18 protein-coding genes and 2 tRNA genes are annotated in these 20115 nt (G+C 66.2%); 12 read left to right on the top strand and 8 right to left on the bottom strand.

Annotated elements, in window-relative coordinates; genetic code table 11:
• Position 1: 1 nt before the first annotated feature.
• From HAV22_RS23130 to HAV22_RS23085, 10 genes are all read left to right on the top strand, one after another.
• Positions 2 to 607 (top strand): acyltransferase, encoded by a 606-nt coding sequence (locus tag HAV22_RS23130; protein WP_166862204.1) that lies wholly within the window; start codon positions 2 to 4, stop codon positions 605 to 607.
• An 18-nt stretch (positions 608 to 625) separates the two neighbouring features.
• Positions 626 to 1780, top strand: coding sequence for a DegT/DnrJ/EryC1/StrS family aminotransferase (locus HAV22_RS23125; RefSeq protein ID WP_166862202.1), 1155 nt, complete (start codon positions 626 to 628; stop codon positions 1778 to 1780).
• A 151-nt stretch (positions 1781 to 1931) separates the two neighbouring features.
• Positions 1932 to 3095: a glycosyltransferase family 4 protein gene (locus tag HAV22_RS23120; RefSeq protein WP_166862200.1), complete on the top strand. Its 1164-nt coding sequence runs from the start codon at positions 1932 to 1934 to the stop codon at positions 3093 to 3095.
• A 69-nt stretch (positions 3096 to 3164) separates the two neighbouring features.
• Positions 3165 to 3857: a hypothetical protein gene (locus HAV22_RS23115; RefSeq protein WP_166862198.1), complete on the top strand. Its 693-nt coding sequence runs from the start codon at positions 3165 to 3167 to the stop codon at positions 3855 to 3857.
• Positions 3854 to 4636 (top strand): polysaccharide deacetylase family protein, encoded by a 783-nt coding sequence (locus HAV22_RS23110; protein WP_166862196.1) that lies wholly within the window; start codon positions 3854 to 3856, stop codon positions 4634 to 4636. The genes HAV22_RS23115 and HAV22_RS23110 overlap by 4 nt, the downstream gene beginning before the upstream one ends.
• A complete protein-coding gene (locus HAV22_RS23105) occupies positions 4633 to 5877 on the top strand; it encodes a glycosyltransferase family 4 protein (RefSeq protein WP_166862195.1) in 1245 nt (414 codons plus the stop codon). Before HAV22_RS23110 ends, HAV22_RS23105 begins: the two co-directional genes overlap by 4 nt.
• Positions 5870 to 7045: a DegT/DnrJ/EryC1/StrS family aminotransferase gene (locus HAV22_RS23100; protein ID WP_166862193.1), complete on the top strand. Its 1176-nt coding sequence runs from the start codon at positions 5870 to 5872 to the stop codon at positions 7043 to 7045. Before HAV22_RS23105 ends, HAV22_RS23100 begins: the two co-directional genes overlap by 8 nt.
• Positions 7042 to 7632: a sugar transferase gene (locus HAV22_RS23095; protein ID WP_166862190.1), complete on the top strand. Its 591-nt coding sequence runs from the start codon at positions 7042 to 7044 to the stop codon at positions 7630 to 7632. Before HAV22_RS23100 ends, HAV22_RS23095 begins: the two co-directional genes overlap by 4 nt.
• A 15-nt stretch (positions 7633 to 7647) precedes the next feature.
• Positions 7648 to 8250 carry a phosphatase PAP2 family protein gene (locus HAV22_RS23090; protein WP_166862188.1) on the top strand — a complete coding sequence of 201 codons (603 nt, stop codon included), beginning with the start codon at positions 7648 to 7650 and terminating at the stop codon, positions 8248 to 8250.
• A 28-nt stretch (positions 8251 to 8278) separates the two neighbouring features.
• Positions 8279 to 9508 carry an acyltransferase family protein gene (locus tag HAV22_RS23085; protein WP_166862186.1) on the top strand — a complete coding sequence of 410 codons (1230 nt, stop codon included), beginning with the start codon at positions 8279 to 8281 and terminating at the stop codon, positions 9506 to 9508.
• 86 nt (positions 9509 to 9594) lie between these two features.
• Here HAV22_RS23085 and HAV22_RS23080 read toward each other — a convergent pair whose 3' ends face one another.
• The 3 genes from HAV22_RS23080 to HAV22_RS23070 form a co-directional block, all read right to left on the bottom strand.
• Entirely contained in the window at positions 9595 to 11883 is a 2289-nt protein-coding gene (locus HAV22_RS23080) for a polysaccharide biosynthesis tyrosine autokinase (protein WP_166862184.1), read from the bottom strand.
• A gap of 61 nt (positions 11884 to 11944) precedes the next feature.
• Positions 11945 to 13138: a polysaccharide biosynthesis/export family protein gene (locus HAV22_RS23075; protein ID WP_166862182.1), complete on the bottom strand. Its 1194-nt coding sequence runs from the start codon at positions 13136 to 13138 to the stop codon at positions 11945 to 11947.
• Positions 13139 to 13260: 122 nt separating this feature from the next.
• Complete coding sequence (locus HAV22_RS23070; RefSeq protein WP_166862180.1) at positions 13261 to 13911, bottom strand: TonB C-terminal domain-containing protein; 651 nt, start codon at positions 13909 to 13911, stop codon at positions 13261 to 13263.
• Here HAV22_RS23070 and HAV22_RS23065 point away from each other — a divergent pair.
• A complete protein-coding gene (locus tag HAV22_RS23065) occupies positions 13906 to 15126 on the top strand; it encodes a hypothetical protein (protein WP_166862178.1) in 1221 nt (406 codons plus the stop codon). The two genes, HAV22_RS23070 and HAV22_RS23065, sit on opposite strands and share 6 nt — an antisense overlap.
• A gap of 174 nt (positions 15127 to 15300) precedes the next feature.
• Positions 15301 to 16521, top strand: a complete 1221-nt coding sequence (locus HAV22_RS23060; RefSeq protein WP_229421380.1) for a family 1 glycosylhydrolase — start codon at positions 15301 to 15303, stop codon at positions 16519 to 16521.
• 25 nt (positions 16522 to 16546) lie between these two features.
• Here the strand turns inward: HAV22_RS23060 and HAV22_RS23055 are convergent, their stop codons facing one another.
• From HAV22_RS23055 to folP, 5 genes are all read right to left on the bottom strand, one after another.
• Positions 16547 to 17464, bottom strand: coding sequence for an MBL fold metallo-hydrolase (locus tag HAV22_RS23055; protein WP_229421379.1), 918 nt, complete (start codon positions 17462 to 17464; stop codon positions 16547 to 16549).
• A gap of 114 nt (positions 17465 to 17578) precedes the next feature.
• Positions 17579 to 17655, bottom strand: a tRNA-Arg gene (locus HAV22_RS23050).
• A 71-nt stretch (positions 17656 to 17726) separates the two neighbouring features.
• A tRNA-Pro gene (locus HAV22_RS23045) sits at positions 17727 to 17803 on the bottom strand.
• 57 nt (positions 17804 to 17860) lie between these two features.
• Positions 17861 to 19198 (bottom strand): phosphoglucosamine mutase, encoded by a 1338-nt coding sequence (gene glmM, locus HAV22_RS23040; protein WP_166862174.1) that lies wholly within the window; start codon positions 19196 to 19198, stop codon positions 17861 to 17863.
• A gap of 25 nt (positions 19199 to 19223) precedes the next feature.
• Positions 19224 to 20060, bottom strand: a complete 837-nt coding sequence (gene folP, locus HAV22_RS23035) for a dihydropteroate synthase (RefSeq protein WP_166862172.1) — start codon at positions 20058 to 20060, stop codon at positions 19224 to 19226.
• Between the last annotated feature and the right edge of the window lie 55 nt (positions 20061 to 20115).

Below are 20115 nucleotides of genomic sequence, written 5' to 3'. Positions count from 1 at the left end.
CATGCACCCGAATGAAATCCAGTCCGTCCATCCCAGCGCCATCGTCGATGCGGGCGCTGTCCTCGGGCCCGGGACGCGCGTCTGGCACTTCGCGCACGTGTGCGGCGGCGCCCGCATCGGCGCCGACTGCTCGCTCGGCCAGAACGTCTTCGTCGGCAACGACGTCGTCGTCGGAAACGGGGTCAAGATCCAGAACAACGTATCCGTGTACGACGCCGTCACGCTCGAGGACGAGGTGTTCTGCGGTCCCAGCATGGTCTTCACGAACGTCTACAACCCGCGTGCCGGCATCGTCCGCAAAGACCAGTATCGCCGCACCATCGTCAAGCGCGGCGCCAGCATCGGTGCCAACGCCACCATCGTCTGCGGCGTGACGATCGGCCGCTTTGCCTTCGTCGGCGCGGGTGCGGTCGTCAAGCGCGACGTGGCCGACTTCGCCCTGATGGCTGGCGTCCCGGCACGCCAGATCGGCTGGATCAGCCGCTTCGGCGAACGCCTCGCGCTGCCGCTGTCCGGCGTCGGCGAGGCCACCTGCCCCCACACGGGCGACGTCTACGAACTGCGGGACGGAACCTGCACCCTGCGCCCGGCCGCCCATCGATCCTGAACCCGTCCACGGACCATCATGGAATTCATCGACCTGAAATCCCAGTACCAGGCGGCGCGCGACGTGATCAACCAGCGCATCCAGGCCGTGCTCGACCACGGCCAGTACATCATGGGCCCCGAAGTCGCGGAACTCGAGGAGCGCCTCGCCGCATACACGGGCGCGCGCCATTGCGTCACGGTTGCATCGGGCACCGAGGCATTGTTGGTCGCCCTGATGGCGCTCGGCGTCCGGCCGGGCGACGAAGTCATCACGACGCCATTCACGTTCATCGCGACGGCCGAGGTGATCGTGTTGCTGGGCGCCGTCCCCGTGTTCGTCGACGTGGATGCCCGTACCGGCAACCTCGACGCGTCCCTCGTCGAAGCCCGCATCGGCCCACGCACGCGCGCCATCGTGCCCGTCTCGCTGTACGGCCAGCCGGCCGACATGGACGCCATCAATGCCATCGCGGCACGCCACGGGCTGCACGTGATCGAGGACGGCGCCCAGAGTTTCGGCGCCGGCTACCGCGGTCGCCGCAGTGGCAACCTGTCCACGATAGGATGCACGAGCTTCTTCCCCAGCAAGCCGCTTGGCTGCTACGGCGACGGCGGCGCCCTGTTCACGAGCGACTGTGGCCTCGCGCGCGCCATGCGCGAGATCCGGGTGCACGGCCAGAGCCGGCGCTACGTCCACACACGGATCGGCGTCGGCGGCCGCATGGACACGCTCCAATGCGCGATCGTGCTGGCGAAACTCGGCCTGTTCGACTGGGAACTGGCGCAGCGCCGGCGCGCCGCGGCCACGTATGACGCGCTGTTGGCCGGCAAGGTCGGCCTGATCGGCCGCGCCGCCGACCGCACGAGCGCATTCGCCCAGTACACGGTACTCGTCGAGCGGCGCGACGACGTGCAGCGCGCCTTGCAGGATGCCGGCGTGCCGACGGCCGTGCACTATCCGGTACCGATCCACCTGCAGCCGGCGTATGCGCACGTGAGCGGAGACGCTGCCTGTCCGGTCGCGCATGCGCTGGCGGACAAGGTGATGAGCCTGCCGATGGGACCTTACCTGCCCGACGAGGATGTCCGGCGGGTGTGCGCGGCGCTGCTGGACGCCGTCGGCACGTCCGCGCAGGGGCCGTCCGTTCTCGACGCGCCAGCAACTGGCGCAACGGTTGCGGTGTCCGTATGAGTCTGCACCGTCGGCCATTACGGCACCACCGACCGCGGTCTGTCGGCATCCATGCGGTGACGCGCGCCGCGCATAGGGCCCCAGGCCATCGCCGGCATGCCGATCGGCGCCGCAACCTGCGCCCATGCGCGATACCGGTACGAGAGAAAACATGGCCAATATCGTCCATCTGACTTCAGCCCATCCACGCTACGACACCCGGATCTTCGTCAAGCAATGCCGGAGCTTGCACGAACGGGGGCATGACGTCACCTTGGTAGTGGCCGACGGCCTGGGCAATGAAACGGCCGATGGCGTGCGCATCGTCGACGTGGGCCTCCCCGGCGGACGCATCGACCGGATGCTGAGGACGACGCGGCGCGTGCTGCGCGCGGCGCTGCGGCTCGACGCGGACGTCTACCAGTTGCACGACCCGGAGCTGCTGCCGGCAGGCCTGCGCCTCAAGCGCCTCGGCAAGCGCGTGATCTTCGATTCCCACGAAGACGTGCCCACGCAGCTCCTCGCGAAGCCCTACCTCGGCAAGCTGTCGCGGCGGTTGCTGTCCGGCGCGTTCCGCATCTATGAGGACTATGTGTGTCGGCGCTTCGACGGCCTGATCGCCGCGACGCCATTTATCCGTGGCCGGCTGGCCCATCTGCATCCCCGCACGATCGACGTGAACAACTATCCGCTGCTGCAGGAATTCGCCGGCGCGCCCCAGTGGGACCGCAAGTCACAGGAAGTGTGCTACGTCGGCAGCATCTCCGCGATCCGCGGTATCCGCGAACTGGTGCGCGCCTGTGAGCTGCTGCACTCGCCGGCACGCCTGGCCCTCGTGGGCACGTTCGCGGAGCCCGCGCTGGAGCGCGAAGTCGCCGGTTTCGCTGGCTGGGCGCGGGTGCAGGCGCACGGCCACCTCGACCGCCTCGGCGTGCAGCAGGTGATGCGTCGTGCGATGGCGGGACTGGTTACGTTACACCCCGTCGTCAATTATCTAGACGCGCTGCCGGTCAAGATGTTCGAGTACATGGCGGCTGGCCTGCCCGTGATCGCTTCACGCTTTCCGCTCTGGCAGGACATCGTCGAAGGCAACGGGTGCGGCGTCTGCGTCGATCCCGGCAACCCTGCCGCGATTGCCGCCGCCATCGACCATTTCTGCCGGCATCCGCACATTGCGCGGCGCATGGGCGAGAACGGGCGCCGCGCGGTCCTCGCGCGCTACAACTGGGAAAGCGAAGCGGGCAAGCTCGCGGCATTCTACGACGCCCTGCTGCCGGCCGCCGCTATCCATTGCCGCCAGGACCGTGGAGACGGCTTGCACGCCAGCTGTCCCTGAACCGCGACCTGCGCCACCGCATCCCGCCACACTGCAACGACCAGCGAACACTGCGAATCGACCCGTACCATGACCACGCTCCTGCGCCACTTCGAGACGCTGCGCCAGGTCCTCAGCCTCCCGCAGGCCGACCTGCACTTCGATGCCCGGATCGAGCCCGACGACATCGCAGCGACCTATCGCTACTACACGAAGCCGCATCCGCGCTACAAGCTCATCCGGCACAAGACGATCGGTGCGGCACTGATCGACCTGGCCCGCTACCCCGCTGCCAGCGCTTACGTCGATGCGCTCCAGGGCAAGAACCGCGGTGCTTGGCACGCCAGGCGCGCGCGCACCCGGGGCTACGTCTGCACGGAGATCGATCGCAACGACTACGTCGACGCCATCCATGCCATCAACACGTCGCTCGAGACGCGCCAGGGACGGGCGATGGACCAGAGATATCTCCAGAAGATCACACGCTTCGAGCGCCAGCCTCACTTCGATTATTACGGCGTCCTGGACAGCGACGGCAGGCTGGTCGCGTACGCGAACATCGGACGCTACGGCAATTTCAGCGCGTTCTCGCAAGTGATCGGCCTGCGCAACAACGACGGCATCATGCACATGCTCTTCGTCGACATCGTCTTACGCCTCATCGAGCGGCAATGCGTTCGCTACGTCATGTACGACACGTTCTTCGGCGCGCGCGAGGGCCTGCAGAACTTCAAGCGCATCGTCGGCTTCGAACCCTATCGCGTGAGGTACAGCCTGCAATGAAGACGCTGCTCAACCGCCTCTATGCGGACTACCTGATGCCGTCGCGCCTGGCCGAGTACGAAGCATTGCTCGTCCGTGCGGCCGATTGTGGCTACCGGCAACTGTCCGTGCGCGAATTCCACGGCGCGATCCGGCAGACGCCCGCGCCAGACAAGGTGCTCGTGCACCGCCACGACATCGACAGCGACCTGCGCACGGCCCGCAAACTATTCGCGCTGGAGACGAAGCACGGCGTACACGCCAGCTATTACTTCCGCCTCAGCACGCTGGACTATGGCTTCATGCGCGCCATCGAAGCGGCGGGGAGCGAAGCCAGCTACCACTACGAAGAAGTCGCGACGTTTGCCAAGCGCCATCGCCTGCGCCGCGGGGACGACGTGCGCGCCCGTTTTCCCGAGATCCGCGAGCTGTTCGTGCGTAACTTCATGCGGATCGGCGAGCGGCTGGGCAGGCCGATGACGACTGTCGCCAGCCACGGCGACTTCGCGAATCGCCGCCTGCAGGTGATCAACCACGAGCTGTTGAGCGATCCGGCATTGCGCCGGCGTTGCGGCATCGAATGCGAATCGTACGACGCCGACCTGCTGCGGCACTTCGACGTGTACATCAGCGACCGTCCGCATCCCATGTACTACGCTCCCGTGTCGCCGTTCGACGCGCTCGGGCGCCACGACCGCATCTGCTTGCTGACGCATCCCGTGCAATGGGAGACGAACTGGCTCGAGAGCACCCGCTGCAACATGGTGCGGCTGGCCGAGGAAGTGGTGTGGCACACATGAATATCCTGCTGATCAACCATTACGCGGGATCGGTACGCCACGGCATGGAGTACCGGCCGTACTACCTCGCGCGCGAATGGGTGCGGGCGGGCCATCGAGTCGCGATCGTCGCCGCCTCGGCCTCGCACGTGCGCACACAGGCGCCACAGATGGAAGGGCGCGCGCGCATGGACGAGGTCATCGACGGTATCGAGTACATCTGGCTGTCGGCCCCCTCCTATCGCGGCAATGCCGCGCGGGTGCGCAATATGGCCGCGTTCCTGTGGCGCCTGGCCGCGGCAAGCGGGCAGCTGGTGCGGACCGTCCACCCGGATGTCGTCATCGCATCCAGCACGTATCCACTCGACATCTGGCCGGCCGCCCGGATTGCGCGCCGTGCCGGGGCCCGCCTGCTGCACGAGGTGCACGACCTGTGGCCCTTGACGCCCATCGAACTGGGCGGCTACTCGCGCCGTCATCCGTTCATCATGCTGTTGCAAGCGGCCGAAGACTTCGCGTGCCGCCACGCGGACGCCGTTGTGTCGATCCTGCCGAAGGTGCGCCCACACCTGGAGGCGCACGGCATGGCGCCCCACAAGCTGCACGTCGTGCCGAACGGCGTCGACCCGGCGGAGTGCGAGCGGGACAAGGCGCCCTTGCCGGCCAGACTCGATGCGATGCTCGACGGACTCCGACGGCAGGGCCGGTTCATCATCGGTTATGCCGGCACACACGGCGTCGCGAACGCGCTCGAGACGCTGCTCGACGCCGCGCACGGCCTGCGCGGGTATCCGGTCGCCATCGTGCTGGTCGGAACCGGACCCGAGAAACCGGCGCTAATGCGACTCGCTGCCGAGCTCGGTCTGGACAACGTGCACTTCATCGATCCGGTCACGAAATCCCAGGTGCCGGCCCTGCTGGCACACGTGGACGTCGCCTACATCGGCTGGCGGCGCCAGCCACTGTACCGCTTCGGCATTTCACCGAACAAGCTGCTCGACTACATGATGGCGGGCCGGCCGGTCATCCATGCCGTGGATGCCGGCAACGACCCCGTCAGGGAAGCGGGTTGCGGGTTGACGGTGGCGCCGGACGATCCGCAAGCCATCGTCGACGCCGTCCTCGCGCTGCAGGCCCTCGACGCTCCCGCGCGTGCGGCACTGGGCCGGCGCGGGCGCGCCCATGTACTGGCCAATCATGCGTATCCCGTCCTTGCACAACGCTTCCTCGCCGCACTCGCCGGAGACCACCGCCATGCCTGACACCCCGATCCAAGCCTCAGCCCCCTTCCTGCCGTTCGCCGTGCCCGACATCGACGAGGCGGAGATCGACGCCGTCGTCGCGTGCCTGCGTTCCGGCTGGGTCACGACCGGCCCCACCACGCGCCGGTTCGAACACGATTTCGGCGCCTACCTGGGCGGCGACGTGCAAGCCATCGCCGTGAACTCGGCCACCGCAGGCCTGCACCTGGCGCTGGAAAGCCTCGGCATCGGCCCCGGCGACGAGGTCATCGTACCCACGCTGACGTTCACCGCCACGGCCGAGGTCGCACGCTACCTGGGCGCGCGACCCGTGTTCGTCGACGTCGAACCGGACCGGATGACGCTGTCCGTGGCCGCCGTCGAAGCGGCGCTCACGCCGCGCACGCGCGCGATCGTCCCCGTCCACTACGCGGGCCTGGCCTGCGACATGGACGGCCTGCTGGCATTGGCAAGACGCCACGGGTTACGCGTCGTCGAGGACGCTGCGCACGCGTTCCCGACACGTTACAACGGCCACCTGGTCGGCACGCTGGACAGCGACCTCACTGTGTTCAGCTTCTATGCCAACAAGACAATGACGACGGGCGAAGGCGGCATGGTCGTCACACGCGACCCGGATCTCGCGCAGCGCATGCGTGTCATGCGTCTGCACGGCATCAGCCAGGATGCGTTCGACCGCTACGTGTCGCACAAGCCCGCGTGGTACTACGAAGTCGTGGCCGCCGGTTTCAAGTACAACCTGACCGATATCGCTTCTGCCATCGGCATCGAGCAACTGCGCAAGATCGACCGCTTCGCCTCCCGCCGCGCCGATCTGGCACGGCGTTACCACGACGGCCTCGCCGATCTCCCGCTGCACTTGCCGGCCCGGCCCGACGGCGACAGCACGCATGCGTGGCATTTGTACGTCGTCCGCCTGGCGCACGGCGCGCCGCTCGGGCGCGACGACCTGATCGGCGAGCTTGCCCGGCGCGGCATCGGCACCAGCGTGCACTTCATCCCCCTGCACCGCCAGCCCTACTGGCGCGACACCTACGACCTGTCGCCCGCCCGGTTCCCCGTGGCCGAGGTGTGCTATCCGCGCATGCTCACGCTGCCGCTGTACACGAAGATGAGCGACGCCGACCAGGACCGTGTCATCGGCCACCTGCGGGAGCTGCTGGCATGAGCAAGCGCCTGTTCGACGTCATGACGGCCGGTTGCGGACTCATCGTCCTCGCGCCCCCGCTGCTCGCGATCGCGCTGTGGATCCGGCTCGACTCGCCGGGCCCGGCGCTGTTCCGCCAGCGGCGGGTCGGGCGCCACGGCCGCCTGTTCGAGATCTACAAATTCCGGACGATGGTCATTCACCCCGACCACGGGCGCCAGCTGACGGTCGGCCACGATCCTCGCATCACCCGCGCCGGCCGTGTCCTGCGGCGCACGAAGCTGGACGAGCTGCCGCAACTCCTCAACGTACTGGCGGGTACGATGAGCCTCGTCGGCCCGCGGCCCGAAGTGCCGCGCTACGTCGACCACTATCCGCCGGCGGTCCGGGAGACGATCCTGTCGGTGACGCCAGGCATCACCGACCTCGCCGCCATCCTGTACAAGAACGAGAGCGACATCCTCGTCGGCGCCCCTGATCCGGAACATGAATATATCGAGACGATCCTCCCGGTGAAGCTCGAGTATTACCAGCGCTACGTGCGCGACCGGTCATTCTGGCTCGACCTGCGCATCCTTGTCCGGACACTGGGCGCGATCCTCAGGTAGCGAGTCACTGACGCCATGCTCTGGTCCAAGCTGCTCCACCTGGGCGACCTGTCCCTCACCCTCCCGGCCGGCAGTGCGATCGCCGCCTGGCTGCTGGCGTCCCGGGCGGGGCGTGCCGCGCTCGGCTGGAGTCTCGCGTTCGGGCTGACGCTGGCCATCGTGGCGGCGACAAAGATCGCCTTCCTGGGATGGGCGACGGGCATGCCGGCGCTGGGCTACAAGGCGATCAGCGGTCACGCCGCCGGCTTCACGGCCGCCGCCCCGACGCTGTGCTGGCTGCTGGCGCAGCGCTGTCCGTCCGTCGTCCGCAGCGCCGCCGCCGTGACGGCGCTCGCGCTCGGCGCGGTCGTGGCCGTGGCCCTCGTCCGCGCTGGCGAGCACACACCGATCGAAGCGGCCGCCGGCTGGATCGTCGGCATGGCCGCCTTCGTATGCACCGTCCTCGTTGCGGGCGATACCGCCACGCCCCGAGTGGACGTCGCGCTCGCGTGCGCTGCCCTCGCGTTCGCCGCGACGGCATGGGCGTTGCGAACGGTCTCCGTCGGCTACTGGATGATCCGGCTCGCGACGGCATTGTCCGGCAACCCCTATCCCCATCCCTGGAACATCTGTGGCTGACGTTCCCGGGCGCTTATCAGGAGTCCCCATGTACCACATGCGTCGTCCGTCGATACGTTTGCAACGACAGAGCCGGCTCGACAACACGACCGGTTGCTCGTTGCTGATTGCCCTGATGCGTGGCCTGGCGGCCCTGCAGGTCGCGGCAGCCCACCTGCGCGCCGAGATGTATCCGGGACTGCGCGACGTCGGCCATCCCGCAGTCCACTATCAGGTGCTGGCCTTCACGACAGGCTTCGCGCACCAGGCGGTCGTCGTCTTCTTCCTGATCAGCGGCTGGCTGGTCGGCGGCAGCCTGCTCAACAAGCTGGCGGCAGCGAACAGTGCTGCGACGACCACGGCGGCGAACCCCGACTCGCCTTGGCGCGTCTATGCGATCGATCGCCTGACGCGCCTGTGGACGGTGCTGGTGCCCGGCCTTGGCCTCATGCTGCTCGTCGGCATACTGACGGGTGCCGTCGACTCCACCCGCACCGACGTTTCCACGGCCAACGACTACTCGGCGACCGCGTTCTTCGGTAACCTCCTCGGTCTGCAGACGATGGCTGTCGACAACTACGGGGCCAATTACGCCTTGTGGAGCCTGGCCAACGAGACGTGGTACTACATCCAGTTCCCCCTGCTGCTGATTGCGTTCACGAGTCCCAGCCGGACGCGCCGGCTCGGGGTCGCGGCAGTCCTGCTGTTGCTGGTCACGACGCTCCGGTTGCCGATCACCGTCTATTTCGTGCTGTGGCTGCTTGGCGCCGCCTTTTCACGCATTCGTGTCGACTGTGGCCGCGGCACGCGCGCCGCCCTGTTGACCGTACTGGCCGTGTGTTCGATTTATTTCCGGCTACGGGGCAGCAACGACGACCTCAGCCTTGAATCGTTCCCGCAAGACCTCGTGGTCAGCCTTCCCCTGCTGGCCTTCCTGTCCACGATGCAGGCGCCGCTCGCCGTGAGATCGTCACCGATGCGGCTCGTCGCACGACTCTCGCGGTTCCTGTCGGAGTTGTCGTTCACGCTGTACGTGACGCACATCCCCGTCATCAAACTCCTGCAATCTATCGGCCGGCAAACGGTTGGCCGCGATCGCCTCGTACCCAATGCGCCGCTGGACTGTGCGATCTATGCCGGGATGCTGCTGGCCCTGCTCGCCGCTGCGTGGCTGTCTTACCTGCTGTTCGAGTCCCGCACCGCCCGCGTGCGGCGCGCCGTCAAGTATGCCTTGCAACCCCGTCTACGGCGCACGTCGATGGCTTCATCGATCAAGTGACACGTGACGCCCGTCCCGCCATCGGGGTACAAAATCAACGCTTGCCTCGAGTGCTTTGCGCGCATTCCGGACAGGTGTGGCGCCGCTCAGCCTCCCGCGAAGCCGATTTGCCCTGCCGACGTGACCTTGGCATGGGTGCCGTATGCGCCCAGGCGCAACGCCATGTCGTTGAACACGACACCTTGGGGCGAGATCCCGGCGTGGTTCAGGCGTTTGATCGATTCGTTGATCTCGGATTCGTTCGTGTGGCCGGCGCGAGCCACGATGAAAACGGTACCGGCGTGTCCGCCGATGATCAGGGCGTCGGCGACGTCGAGCAGCGGCGGAGGGTCGAGCAGCACGAGGTCGTAGTGGGCCGCGACCTGTTGCAACATCCCGGCGAAATTCAAGTGAAGGAGAAACTCGGAACGGTTCGGCGGGAGTTCGCCCGTCGGGATGAAGTCGAGGTTTTCCACGACGTCGTGATGGATCACCTCGTCGATCGCGACCTGGCCGAGAATGGCACGCGACAGCCCCGGATCGCGGCCGATGCCGAAATAGCGGTGCAGCTGGCCGTTCCGCAGATCCGCATCGATCAACAGTACGCGTTTGCCGCTCGCCGCCATCACGGCCGCGAAATTGGCCGACACGAACGACTTGCCGAGGCCGCGCGTGGGGCCCGCGAACATGACGATATTGTTCCTGAAGTGGGGCATGGCAAACAAGAGCGCGGCGCGAAAGCTGCGCAGACTTTCGATGGCGGCATCGTCCGGGATGACCTGGGCCAGCAATGGCAACGCGCCATCGTCGCTTCGCGCCTTGCGCATCAGCTTGTCCTGGGGGACGCTATGCGGAATTGTCGCGTAGACGACCCGCGCACGCAGGAGGCGCTCGATGGCCTGCGGTTCGTCGATCCCGCCCGCCATTGCCTTGCGCGTGAACGCGATCAGTGTGCCGAGGAACAGGCCGGTAACGACGGCGAGCGCGACGATCAGCGGCCGGTTCGGCTTGATCGGCTTCTCCGGCGCGATTGGCGCGTCGACCATGCGCACGTTGCTGACCCGGGCCACGGAGATCAGGCGCAGCTGCTGCGCCGTGTTCGACAAGGCCGTGTACAGGTCGGTATTGACCTTGATGTCGCGCGTGAGACGGGCTTCGTCCTGTTCGAGCACGGGCAAGTCCTTGATGCGCACGTTGACCTGATCGATCTCCGCATCGACTTCCTTGATCTGGCGGTTGATCGCGGCGACGACCGGGTGATCTTCCGTGAAGCGCGCCAGCAGCTCCGTCTTTTTCTGGATCAGGTCCATGCGCCGCCCGCGTGCCGCCGCGGCCTGGGCAAGGCTCATCCGCGCCTCCTCCTGCAGGTCGACCGTACCGTGGGCGTTCCGGAACTGGTTGTAACGGTCTTCCGCCTGTTCCAGCTGGCGCTTCAGGGTGGGCAACTGCTGGTTGAGGAAAGCGAGCGATTTTTCCGCCTCCTCCGTCTTGCGAGCCAGGTTCTGGCGCATGTATTCCCGGCCGATCTCGCTCAGCACCGCATACGTCCGGCGCGCGTTCTCACCCTGCAGCTTGACTTCGATGATGCCCGACTGCTTGCCCTGTTCGCTGATCACGAGCGCGTTCTGGATCGCTTCGATCATGGCAAGGCGCGACATGCGGCGCAGGCGGAAACGTCCGCCGGGGTTCGCGGCCAGCCGGTCGACCTTCATCTCGATCACCCCTGAGGGAGTCGGCACGCGATAGCGCACGCCCACTTCACCGTCGAACATGATCCGCTGACCGCCGCCTGAAAACCGGAAACGGTCCTGGCCGAGTGCCGTCAACGTGAACTCGCGCCCCAGCCACGCGTCGGGCACGTCGAACAGCGACACCTCGGCCTTTTCGCTGCCCCATACATAGCCGCCGTAGCCGAACAGGCCCGGCGTCGACAAGGCTTGGCCGTTCTGGTTGGCGAACCAGAATCCGGCAACGGGGAAGTATTTGGGCCGCACGTCGATGTACAGCTGCAGGTTGTCCACCGCCCGCGACACGACCATCCGCGACCGCAGCAGCTCCATCTCGGCGATGGCCGCCTTCTTCGTCTCGAACAGCGAGGACGCCTCGGAGAGAATGTTCTTCGACGCGTTCGGACTTTCTTCCTCCACGTGGATCATCAGGTCCGCCTCGAACACGGGCTTGGCGACGAGCGCATACAGCACCGCTGCCACGGTGATGAACGCCGTGATGCTGCCGATCAGCCACCGGCTGTCGTACAGCGTGTTCAGGTAACCCTTCAGGTTGAACGCAGGCTCATCGCTTGCCGCGTCGACGACGCTCGGGTCGAACGGCACGCCGAGGAAAGGCGGCCGCGAACGAACGGTTGACAGGGCGTGCGGCTCAACGTGGGTACTCATGGAAACGCTCCGTAGGTCGGCGTATGCGGACAAATGCTGAAAATGCGCAAAGCCCGGCGTATCACGGCCGGCTGGCCGCGCTCACCGCCGACGTCAGCGCGCCGGGGAACAACAGGCTGAGGTTGCGGTTCCAGTTCGCCAGCGGTGTCGCGGCCACGTACACGACGTCCTTCGGCTGCAGTTCGAATGCTTCGGCCATCGCCAGCGAACCCGCGATGCGCGCGTCGAGCTGGAACACGCGCGTGCGCTGCGGCGTCTTGCGCACCACATAGACCTGGCGCGCGTCACCGCTCAATGGACTGATGCCGCCGCTCTCCCCCAACGCTTCGTTGAGCGTCAGCCGCCCGTCGTGCATGGTCAGCGCCTTGGGTGTCACGACCTCGCCGGACACGAAGACCTTGCTTTCGTCGCGCGAGTGCACGCGTACGACGTCGCCCGGTGCCAGCATGACGAGTCCCGGGTTGATGTTTTTCTGGACGAGGTCGCGCAAATTGATCGCGTAATGCACCTTGTCACGCTCCAGCTCGATACGGCTCTGGTCGGCCGTGGGCAGCAGGCCACCTGCGCGGTTGATGGCTTCGACCAGCGTCATCGGGATGTCGTTGATCGCCTGCAGGCCGGGCGACTTTACCTCGCCGTCGATGTACACGCGCTTGCTGCGGTAGGCTTGCACGCGCAGCGTCACGTTCGGGTGGGCGAGGTACCTGGCGAGGCGCGACGTCAGCAGCGCGCGTGCCTGTTCCTCGGTGAGTCCCTCGACGGCCAGCAGGCCAGCGAGCGGGAACTGGATGCGGCCCTGGCGGTCGACGACGAAGCCTTGCGGCGTCGCGTTCGCGCTCGCCGCCGCCGCGGCGGACACGGCCGGATCGGCATTGGCCGACGTGACGAGGCCCCCCGTCAGTTCGGGATGGTCCCATACGACGATGGCCACGATGTCACCGCTGCCGATCGCGTAGGCCGGCGGATTCGGTACCAGCAGCTGTTCGAGATCCTCGTTGGCGCGGACCTGGTGTTGCTGGCGCTCCTCGGCGATCAGTTGTTCGGTGATCATTTCTGTGGGAGGAGCGGGATCATCGGCGGCCGCGTGGTCCGGCGAACGGAAGTGGATGGCCGGCGCGCAGCCCGCCAGCAGGCTGCCTAACAGCCATGGCAGGACGAGCGTCGCGCCTGCGAGCAGCAGCGACGCCCATGCGCGCGCCCGCACCGTCGCGGCACGGCGCGACCGTGTCAAAAATTGCGTAATGGAAGCATGCATGTGTCGCCTGTCGAGTGAGCCGCCAGCCTCTGGCAATCAGAGTCAGCGTAAGCCGCTCAACCGACAGGACTTTGGCGCACGTCAAGCACCACGCATAGGTCGACCGCTTGCGTGGACTGTCCTCAGCGCATCTCTTCCAGCAGGCGCAGGGCGCCGGCGAAGCGCCACACGCGCCGCAATTCGACGACGTCGTACTGGGCGGCGACGTTCGGCGGAAAGGCCGAGTAGCGCGCGTTCAGGCGCACGATGCGGCGCACGAATTCGTCGATGTCGGCGCGGCCGCTGGAGCGCAGGATGGTGACGTCCTCGACGCTGCCGTCGCTGCGGATCGCCACGCTGACGATGGGGTCGGTGCGCACGACGTCGGTCGCCAGCTGGGCTGCGCTGAGGACCGCGTTGCGTTCGATCTTTTCGCGCACGCTGTCCACGTACATGCGCAGCGGGACGTCGCGGCGCACGGCCTCGGCGAGTGCACGCCGCACGGCGCGTGCCGCGTCCTCCGCGGGACGCACTACCTGCGGGGCGGCTTTCAGGATATCGATCCCGCGCATCATCTCGCGCGCCCGCGAGGCCACGTCGCTGCCCAGCGCCGCACGCGGGAGCGTGCCGGTGCCACGCCCTGCCCCGTCGCCGCCGACCGCGCCCGTAGCCGCGCGGGCCGGGCTCGCCGGCTCCCCGGCCTGGCGCGCGCCGTCGTCGGCCTGCCCTGTGCGTGCCTGGCGCAGCCGCTCTTCTTCCGCCTGCCGCGCACGAGCCTGGTCGGCCAGTTGCAAGCGCCGCTGCTCGGCCAGTTGCTGTGCCCGCTCTTCCTCGGCCTGATGCAGACGCTGCTGTTCCGCCAGTTGTTGCGCCCGCGCCTGCTCGGCTTGCTGCAGACGCTGCTGTTCCGCCAGCTGCTGTACCCGCTGCTGCTCGGCGTCGATGCGCCGCTGCTCTGCCAGTTGTTGTGCGCGTGCCTGCTCGGCCTGGTGCTGACGCTGCTGCTCAGCGAGCTGCCGCGCCTGCTCCTGTTCCGCCTGTTGCACCCGTTGCTGATCGGCGAGCCGCTGGGCACGTTCCTGCTCAGCCCTTTGCTGCCGTTGCTGCTCGGCCTGGCGCTCCGCTTCCTGACGTGCCCGGGCCTGCGCGTCTTCGGCGGCGCGCTGCTCGGCGAGCGCCGCCTCGAACTGCGCGGACTGTTCCGCGAGCTGCCGCCGTTGCTCCTGGGCTGCGGCACGCAGCCGTTCCTCCGCATCGGCACGCAGTCGGGCGTCGTCCGCTTCACGCTGTCGGACGCGGGCATGCTCTCGTTCGTCATCCAAACGGGCGCGTTCGGCATGTGCATCTTCCCGGGACGACGTGTCGTCGGCGACGGACTTCGCTATCGCCGGAGGTTCCTCCACACGGCCGGACGACTCCGGAGCGGGATCGGGTTCCACGGCCGGGAGCGGGACCTCGAACGTCGCCGGCTGCTGCGCTTCCCGTGCGATCACGCGGGTATGCAAGCCATCGGCCACACGCGGCGTCGGCGCCTTGCGACGGCGTTTTGCCGGCTGCCGCGGTGGCGGCGCGGGCGCAGGCGGCGCCGGCGAGGGCACGACGGGATCGACGAGCCTGAAGCCGTGATGCAGTACATTCGGCGGCGCATCCGGCTGCGCCTGCGCCAGCGGCATGGGCGCAGGTGCCGGCGACTCGGGTACGGCCGTGATCGGCGCCGGAGGCTGGGGCGCGAGCGGAAGCGGCACAGGCACCACGGCAGGGGGCGGCGCCAACCGTATCGCGATCGGCGCACCGGGGCCGGGACGCAGGCCGGGAATGCCGAACTGCAGCGACAGTACGAGGCCGTGCAACAGCAGGGACCCCAGCACACCCATCGCGAGCCGGCGCTGGGAAGCGTCCATGGACGGTACGGGTCGTGCCGCGGTGGCGTTGGGCATGCTGGTCGTGGACGTCAGGAATGGCGAACGGAGCGTTGCCCGATTGATAGCACAGCTTACACTCGACAGTAAAGTGCCCGCGCACGAATGGCGGCGCGCACGGTTCGGAACGCTGTTTGTAATCCCGGCTACAATGATTTTGACCGATCAGCCCTGAGGTTCCGTATGTCGCCAGGATTTATTTTCGCTACCGGTATCGAAAACAGCATTCCGACGATTAATAACGGTCGGGTCCGGATGGACGAAATGGAGAAGTGCGGCCACTACACCCACTGGCGCACGGACTTCGACCTGGTGCAGGAACTCGGGCTGAAAGTCCTGCGCTACGGCCCACCCCTGCACAAGACCTGGCTCGGCCCCAAGCGTTACGACTGGGAATTCGCCGACCTGTCGCTCAACGATCTGCGCCAACGCAATATCGCATCGATCGTCGACCTGTGCCACTTCGGCGTGCCCGACTGGATCGGGAATTTCCAGAACCCCGATTTTCCCGAGCTGTTCGCCGATTACGCCGGCACGTTCGCGCGTCGCTATCCGTGGCTGCAGTTGTACACGCCCATCAACGAGATGTCGATCTGTGCCCTCTTTTCCGCGCTGTACGGCTGGTGGAACGAACAGATGACGACGGACCGCGCGTTCGTCACCGCGACGAAGCACCTCGTCAAGGCCAACATCTTGGCCATGCATGCCATCCTGCAAGTGCGGCCGGACGCGCTGTTCATCCAGAGCGAATCGACGGAATATTTTCACGCAGAAAGCCCATCCGCCATCGGTCCCGCCGAACTCTACAACTCCCGCCGCTTCCTGTCGCTGGACCTGAACTACGGCCGGCGCGTCGATTCGGAAATGTACGAATACATGATGGACAACGGGATGACGCGGGACGAGTATCACTTCTTCCTGAACAATAATCTGAAGCACCACTGCATCATGGGCAACGATTATTACCAGACGAACGAGCACTACGTGTCCGCGGATGGATTGACGCGCGCGGCCGGCGAGATCTTCGGCTATGCGGTCATCACGCACCAGTACTACAACCGCTACCGCTTGCCCGTGATGCACACGGAAACGAATCTGTCGGAAGGACCGCGCGGCGACGAAGCCGTGAACTGGTTGCGCAAGGAATGGGCCAATGTCCTGCGCGTGCGCAACAACGGCGTGCCACTCGTCGGCTTCACGTGGTATTCGCTCACGGACCAGGTCGATTGGGACACCGCGCTGCGCGAGAACAACGGCAACGTGAATGCGCTGGGCTTGTTCGACCTCGACCGCAAGATCCGTCCCGTCGGCATCGCCTACAAGGAACTCGTGCGCGCCTGGATGGAAGTGCTGCCCACGCAGAGCGTCTGCCTGCAAGTGCCGATCGTGATGCCGCACGAATTCCAGCGCCACGTGCCGCCGCCCAGCGGCTGGCCGTTCGACGAGGACGCGACCATGGCACCACGCACCGAAGAGAGCGAGTGATCGATCGAAAGCAGGTGCGGCGCGCTCAGCGCTCGCTGGGCGTGAACGTGTACGTGTCGCCGTGCGCGAGAAATACCACCTGCTGCTCCAGGCCGGCGTCCTTCACCTCGCGCGCGAAATCCGACAGCGGCGACTTGAACACATCGTAGTCGTCGAAGTGGATGGGAATCGCTTTTTTCGGCTGGACGATCTGCATCAGCTTGACGCCGTCCTTGCCGTCCATCGTCACCTTGAACACGCCGAGAATGCGCGTCCCGCCCAGGTGCAGCAGGGCAAGATCGACGTCGGGGAAGCGCTGCGGAATCGCCTTCAGGTCGTCGTAAATCAAGGTATCGCCACTGATGTACATCCGATGGCTCGGCGCCGCCAGGTTCGGACCGAAGTCGAGCACCGCGCCCATGACGGGCGGCAGCAGGAGCTGCATCCCCGCCTTGCCGTGGCGTCCGGGCGCTGCCGAGATACGCAACCGCGCCTCGCCTTTTTCGACGTCGATGCGGTCCCACGTCGACAACCCGAACGTACGCTTGAAGCCGATGCGTTTCAAATGCTCGGCAGCCTCTTTCGTCGTGACGATGGGGATGTTCTTGTCGAGCTTCTGTTGCACGAGCTTGTCGAAGTGATCCTCGTGGAAATGCGACAGCAGCACGAGATCGACGGGCGGCAATTGTTCGAGACCCAAAGCGGGATTCGTGAGCCGCTCGGACGTGATGCCGTACCCAAGATGCACGTCTTCGCCCTTGTGCAGGAAGTTGGGGTCCGTCAGGATCGTGAAGCCCTGATAGTGGATCAGCACCGTCGCGGTGCCGATGAACTGCACGGTACCGTTCGGTCCGGGCGGCGTGGCGTTGTCCCCCGACGGCAGCCTGAGGGCAAGGACGGCAGGATTCGGCGCCGCCGCCTGCACGCTTGCGGCGACGCAAGTCGACAGGATCATCGTTGCCATCAAGACCGCTCGTCCGAGCATCCGGTACCACGTCATGTCGCCTCCTCGCCAATGTCGAGCAAGGCTAGCATGGGCCCGAGGTCAACGGCCGCACGACACGACGAGGAAGATGGATGGCCTGCCCAGCTGGGTTCGAACCAGCGACCTACGGCTTAGAAGGCCGTTGCTCTATCCAACTGAGCTATGGGCAGTTTGGCGGCCGTACGACGTACGGCGTCACAAATGAAAACGGGCCGTCGGCGACAGCCCGTTTGCGAAACGGTGGTCGGAGTACAAGGATTCGAACCTTGGACCCCCTGCTCCCAAAGCAGGTGCGCTACCGGGCTGCGCTACACTCCGATGGGACGATCATACCCCGCCGGGAGGGTAGCGTCAATGAAGCCTCCCGCCGACCGGTCAGACCTCGAACTGGGCCGCGATCCGCTTGGCCATCGACTCGGCCATCTCCGCACTCTTCGCTTCCACCATCACGCGTACGAGCGGTTCCGTGCCCGATGGGCGGATCAGCACGCGGCCCGTGTCGCCCAGTTCGCGTTCGACGTGTTCTTTCTCCGCGACAACGGCCGCATTCTTCGTCCAGTCCGTGCCCGGCTGCACGCGGACGTTGATCAAGGTCTGCGGGTACAGCGTCAAGTCGCTGCAGCAATCCGCCAGGCCGCGGCCCGAGCGCTTGAGTGCGGTCAAGACCTGCAGCGCCGAGACGATGCCGTCGCCAGTCGAGTGCTTGTCCAGCGCCAGCAGGTGGCCGGAGCCTTCGCCGCCCAGCAGCCAGCCCCGCTCCTGCATCATTTCCAGGACGTAGCGGTCGCCGACCTTCGCGCGCGCGAAGCCGATGCCCATTTCCTTGAACGCGACTTCCAGCGCCATATTGGTCATCAGCGTGCCGACGGCGCCCTCCACCGGTCCCGTCGCCATGCGCGCCCGCACCATCACGTACAGGAGCTCGTCACCGTTGTACAGGCGGCCATTGGCGTCGCACATGATCAGGCGGTCGGCGTCGCCGTCCAGCGCGATGCCCAGGTCGGCCTTGTGCTCGACGACGGCCGCGGCCATCGCCTTCGGTGCCGTGGCGCCGACGCCGTCGTTGATGTTGAAGCCGTCCGGCTTCGTGCCCAGTTCGATGACTTCCGCACCGAGTTCATGGAACACGTGCGGCGCGATGTTGTACGCCGCGCCATGGGCGCAGTCGACGACGATCTTCAGGCCACGCAGGTCGAGCTCGTTCGGGAACGTGCTCTTGCAGAACTCGATGTAGCGGCCTTGCGCGTCGCGCAGGCGCGTGGCACGGCCCAGCTTTTCGGACGACACGCAGCCCATCGGCTGGTCGATCGCGTCCTCGATTTCGAGTTCCACGGCGTCCGGCAATTTGGTGCCATGCTCGGAAAAGAACTTGATGCCGTTGTCCTGGAACGGGTTGTGCGACGCCGAAATCACGACGCCCGCCTGCAGCCGCAGCGCGCGCGTCAGGTAGGCGATGGCCGGGGTCGGCATCGGGCCGGCCAGCATCACGTCGACGCCGGCCGCCGAGAAACCCGCTTCCAGCGCCGCTTCCAGCATGTAGCCGGAAATGCGCGTGTCCTTGCCGATCAGCACGGTGGGGCGTCCGCTCTTGGCATTGTCTTTCGCCAGCACCTTGCCGGCCGCATAACCCAGGCGCATCACGAAATCGGGCGTGATGGGCGACTCGCCCACCAGGCCACGTATGCCATCGGTACCGAAATATTTACGTGCCATTAATTAAATTCTCATCATCTATTGATTATTCGTGGTGGGCCGCTTGCCAGACCTTCAGCGCGTCCACCGTCTCTGCCACATCATGGACCCGGACGATCCGGGCGCCCTGCGCTACCGCAGCAAGCGCCCCGCCCAGGCTGCCGGCCAGGCGCTGCTCGACGCTGCGCCCCGTCACGGCGCCGATCATCGATTTGCGCGACAGCCCGGCCAATACGGGCAGGCCCAGTTCGCGTTCCACACGGCTTATGTTTCGAAGCAAAGCGTAATTATGCTCGACCCGCTTCCCAAAACCAAATCCAGGATCGACCGTGATGCGTTCGCGCGCCACACCCGCCGTAAGCAGCGCGTCGACGCGCTCACGCAGGAACGCGATCACGTCGGCCACGACGTCGGCATATTCCGGACTGGCTTGCATGTCCTGCGGCGAGCCCTGCATGTGCATCACGCACAGCGCGCAATCGCTGTCCTTCACGGCGTCGATGGCGCCCGGTGACCGGAAGGCATTGATGTCGTTGATCATGTCCGCGCCGGCGATGATTGCCTCGCGCATCACCTCGGGCTTGCATGTGTCGATCGACAATGGATAGCCCAGTTCGCGCAACGCGTAAATCGCCGGCATGACGCGGCGCAGCTCTTCATCGACGGGGACGCTGGGCGAGCCCGGACGGGTGGATTCGCCGCCGATGTCGATGAGGTCGACGCCATCCTTGATCATCTGCTCGGCCCGCTCCACGGCGAATTCGAGAGCCTGATGGCGGCCACCGTCGGAGAACGAATCGGGGGTGACGTTGAGGATGCCCATGACCAGTGGGCGCTGGGCGAGGTCGTAGCCGAAACGGCCACACTGCAGGTATTTACGCATGTTAAAACACCAACTCGATGAACAATAAAAAGGCACCCGCTCGGGTGCCTTTTAA

This window comes from Telluria antibiotica, assembly GCF_011682055.1.
Taxonomy (GTDB): domain Bacteria; phylum Pseudomonadota; class Gammaproteobacteria; order Burkholderiales; family Burkholderiaceae_D; genus Telluria; species Telluria antibiotica.
Note: the sequence above shows the minus strand (reverse complement) of the source record. Positions and strands in the feature narration are given on the sequence as shown.

Coding starts and splice junctions, on each gene's coding strand:
- HAV22_RS23125 (WP_166862202.1), top strand. CDS start 626: ATGGAATTCATCGACCTGAAATCCCAGTACCAGGCGGCGCGCGACGTG.
- HAV22_RS23085 (WP_166862186.1), top strand. CDS start 8,279: ATGTACCACATGCGTCGTCCGTCGATACGTTTGCAACGACAGAGCCGG.
- HAV22_RS23080 (WP_166862184.1), bottom strand. CDS start 11,883: ATGAGTACCCACGTTGAGCCGCACGCCCTGTCAACCGTTCGTTCGCGG.
- HAV22_RS23095 (WP_166862190.1), top strand. CDS start 7,042: ATGAGCAAGCGCCTGTTCGACGTCATGACGGCCGGTTGCGGACTCATC.
- HAV22_RS23110 (WP_166862196.1), top strand. CDS start 3,854: ATGAAGACGCTGCTCAACCGCCTCTATGCGGACTACCTGATGCCGTCG.
- HAV22_RS23105 (WP_166862195.1), top strand. CDS start 4,633: ATGAATATCCTGCTGATCAACCATTACGCGGGATCGGTACGCCACGGC.
- folP (WP_166862172.1), bottom strand. CDS start 20,060: ATGCGTAAATACCTGCAGTGTGGCCGTTTCGGCTACGACCTCGCCCAG.
- HAV22_RS23075 (WP_166862182.1), bottom strand. CDS start 13,138: ATGCATGCTTCCATTACGCAATTTTTGACACGGTCGCGCCGTGCCGCG.
- HAV22_RS23055 (WP_229421379.1), bottom strand. CDS start 17,464: ATGGCAACGATGATCCTGTCGACTTGCGTCGCCGCAAGCGTGCAGGCG.
- HAV22_RS23120 (WP_166862200.1), top strand. CDS start 1,932: ATGGCCAATATCGTCCATCTGACTTCAGCCCATCCACGCTACGACACC.
- HAV22_RS23060 (WP_229421380.1), top strand. CDS start 15,301: ATGGAGAAGTGCGGCCACTACACCCACTGGCGCACGGACTTCGACCTG.
- HAV22_RS23090 (WP_166862188.1), top strand. CDS start 7,648: ATGCTCTGGTCCAAGCTGCTCCACCTGGGCGACCTGTCCCTCACCCTC.
- HAV22_RS23100 (WP_166862193.1), top strand. CDS start 5,870: ATGCCTGACACCCCGATCCAAGCCTCAGCCCCCTTCCTGCCGTTCGCC.
- HAV22_RS23115 (WP_166862198.1), top strand. CDS start 3,165: ATGACCACGCTCCTGCGCCACTTCGAGACGCTGCGCCAGGTCCTCAGC.
- HAV22_RS23130 (WP_166862204.1), top strand. CDS start 2: ATGCACCCGAATGAAATCCAGTCCGTCCATCCCAGCGCCATCGTCGAT.
- glmM (WP_166862174.1), bottom strand. CDS start 19,198: ATGGCACGTAAATATTTCGGTACCGATGGCATACGTGGCCTGGTGGGC.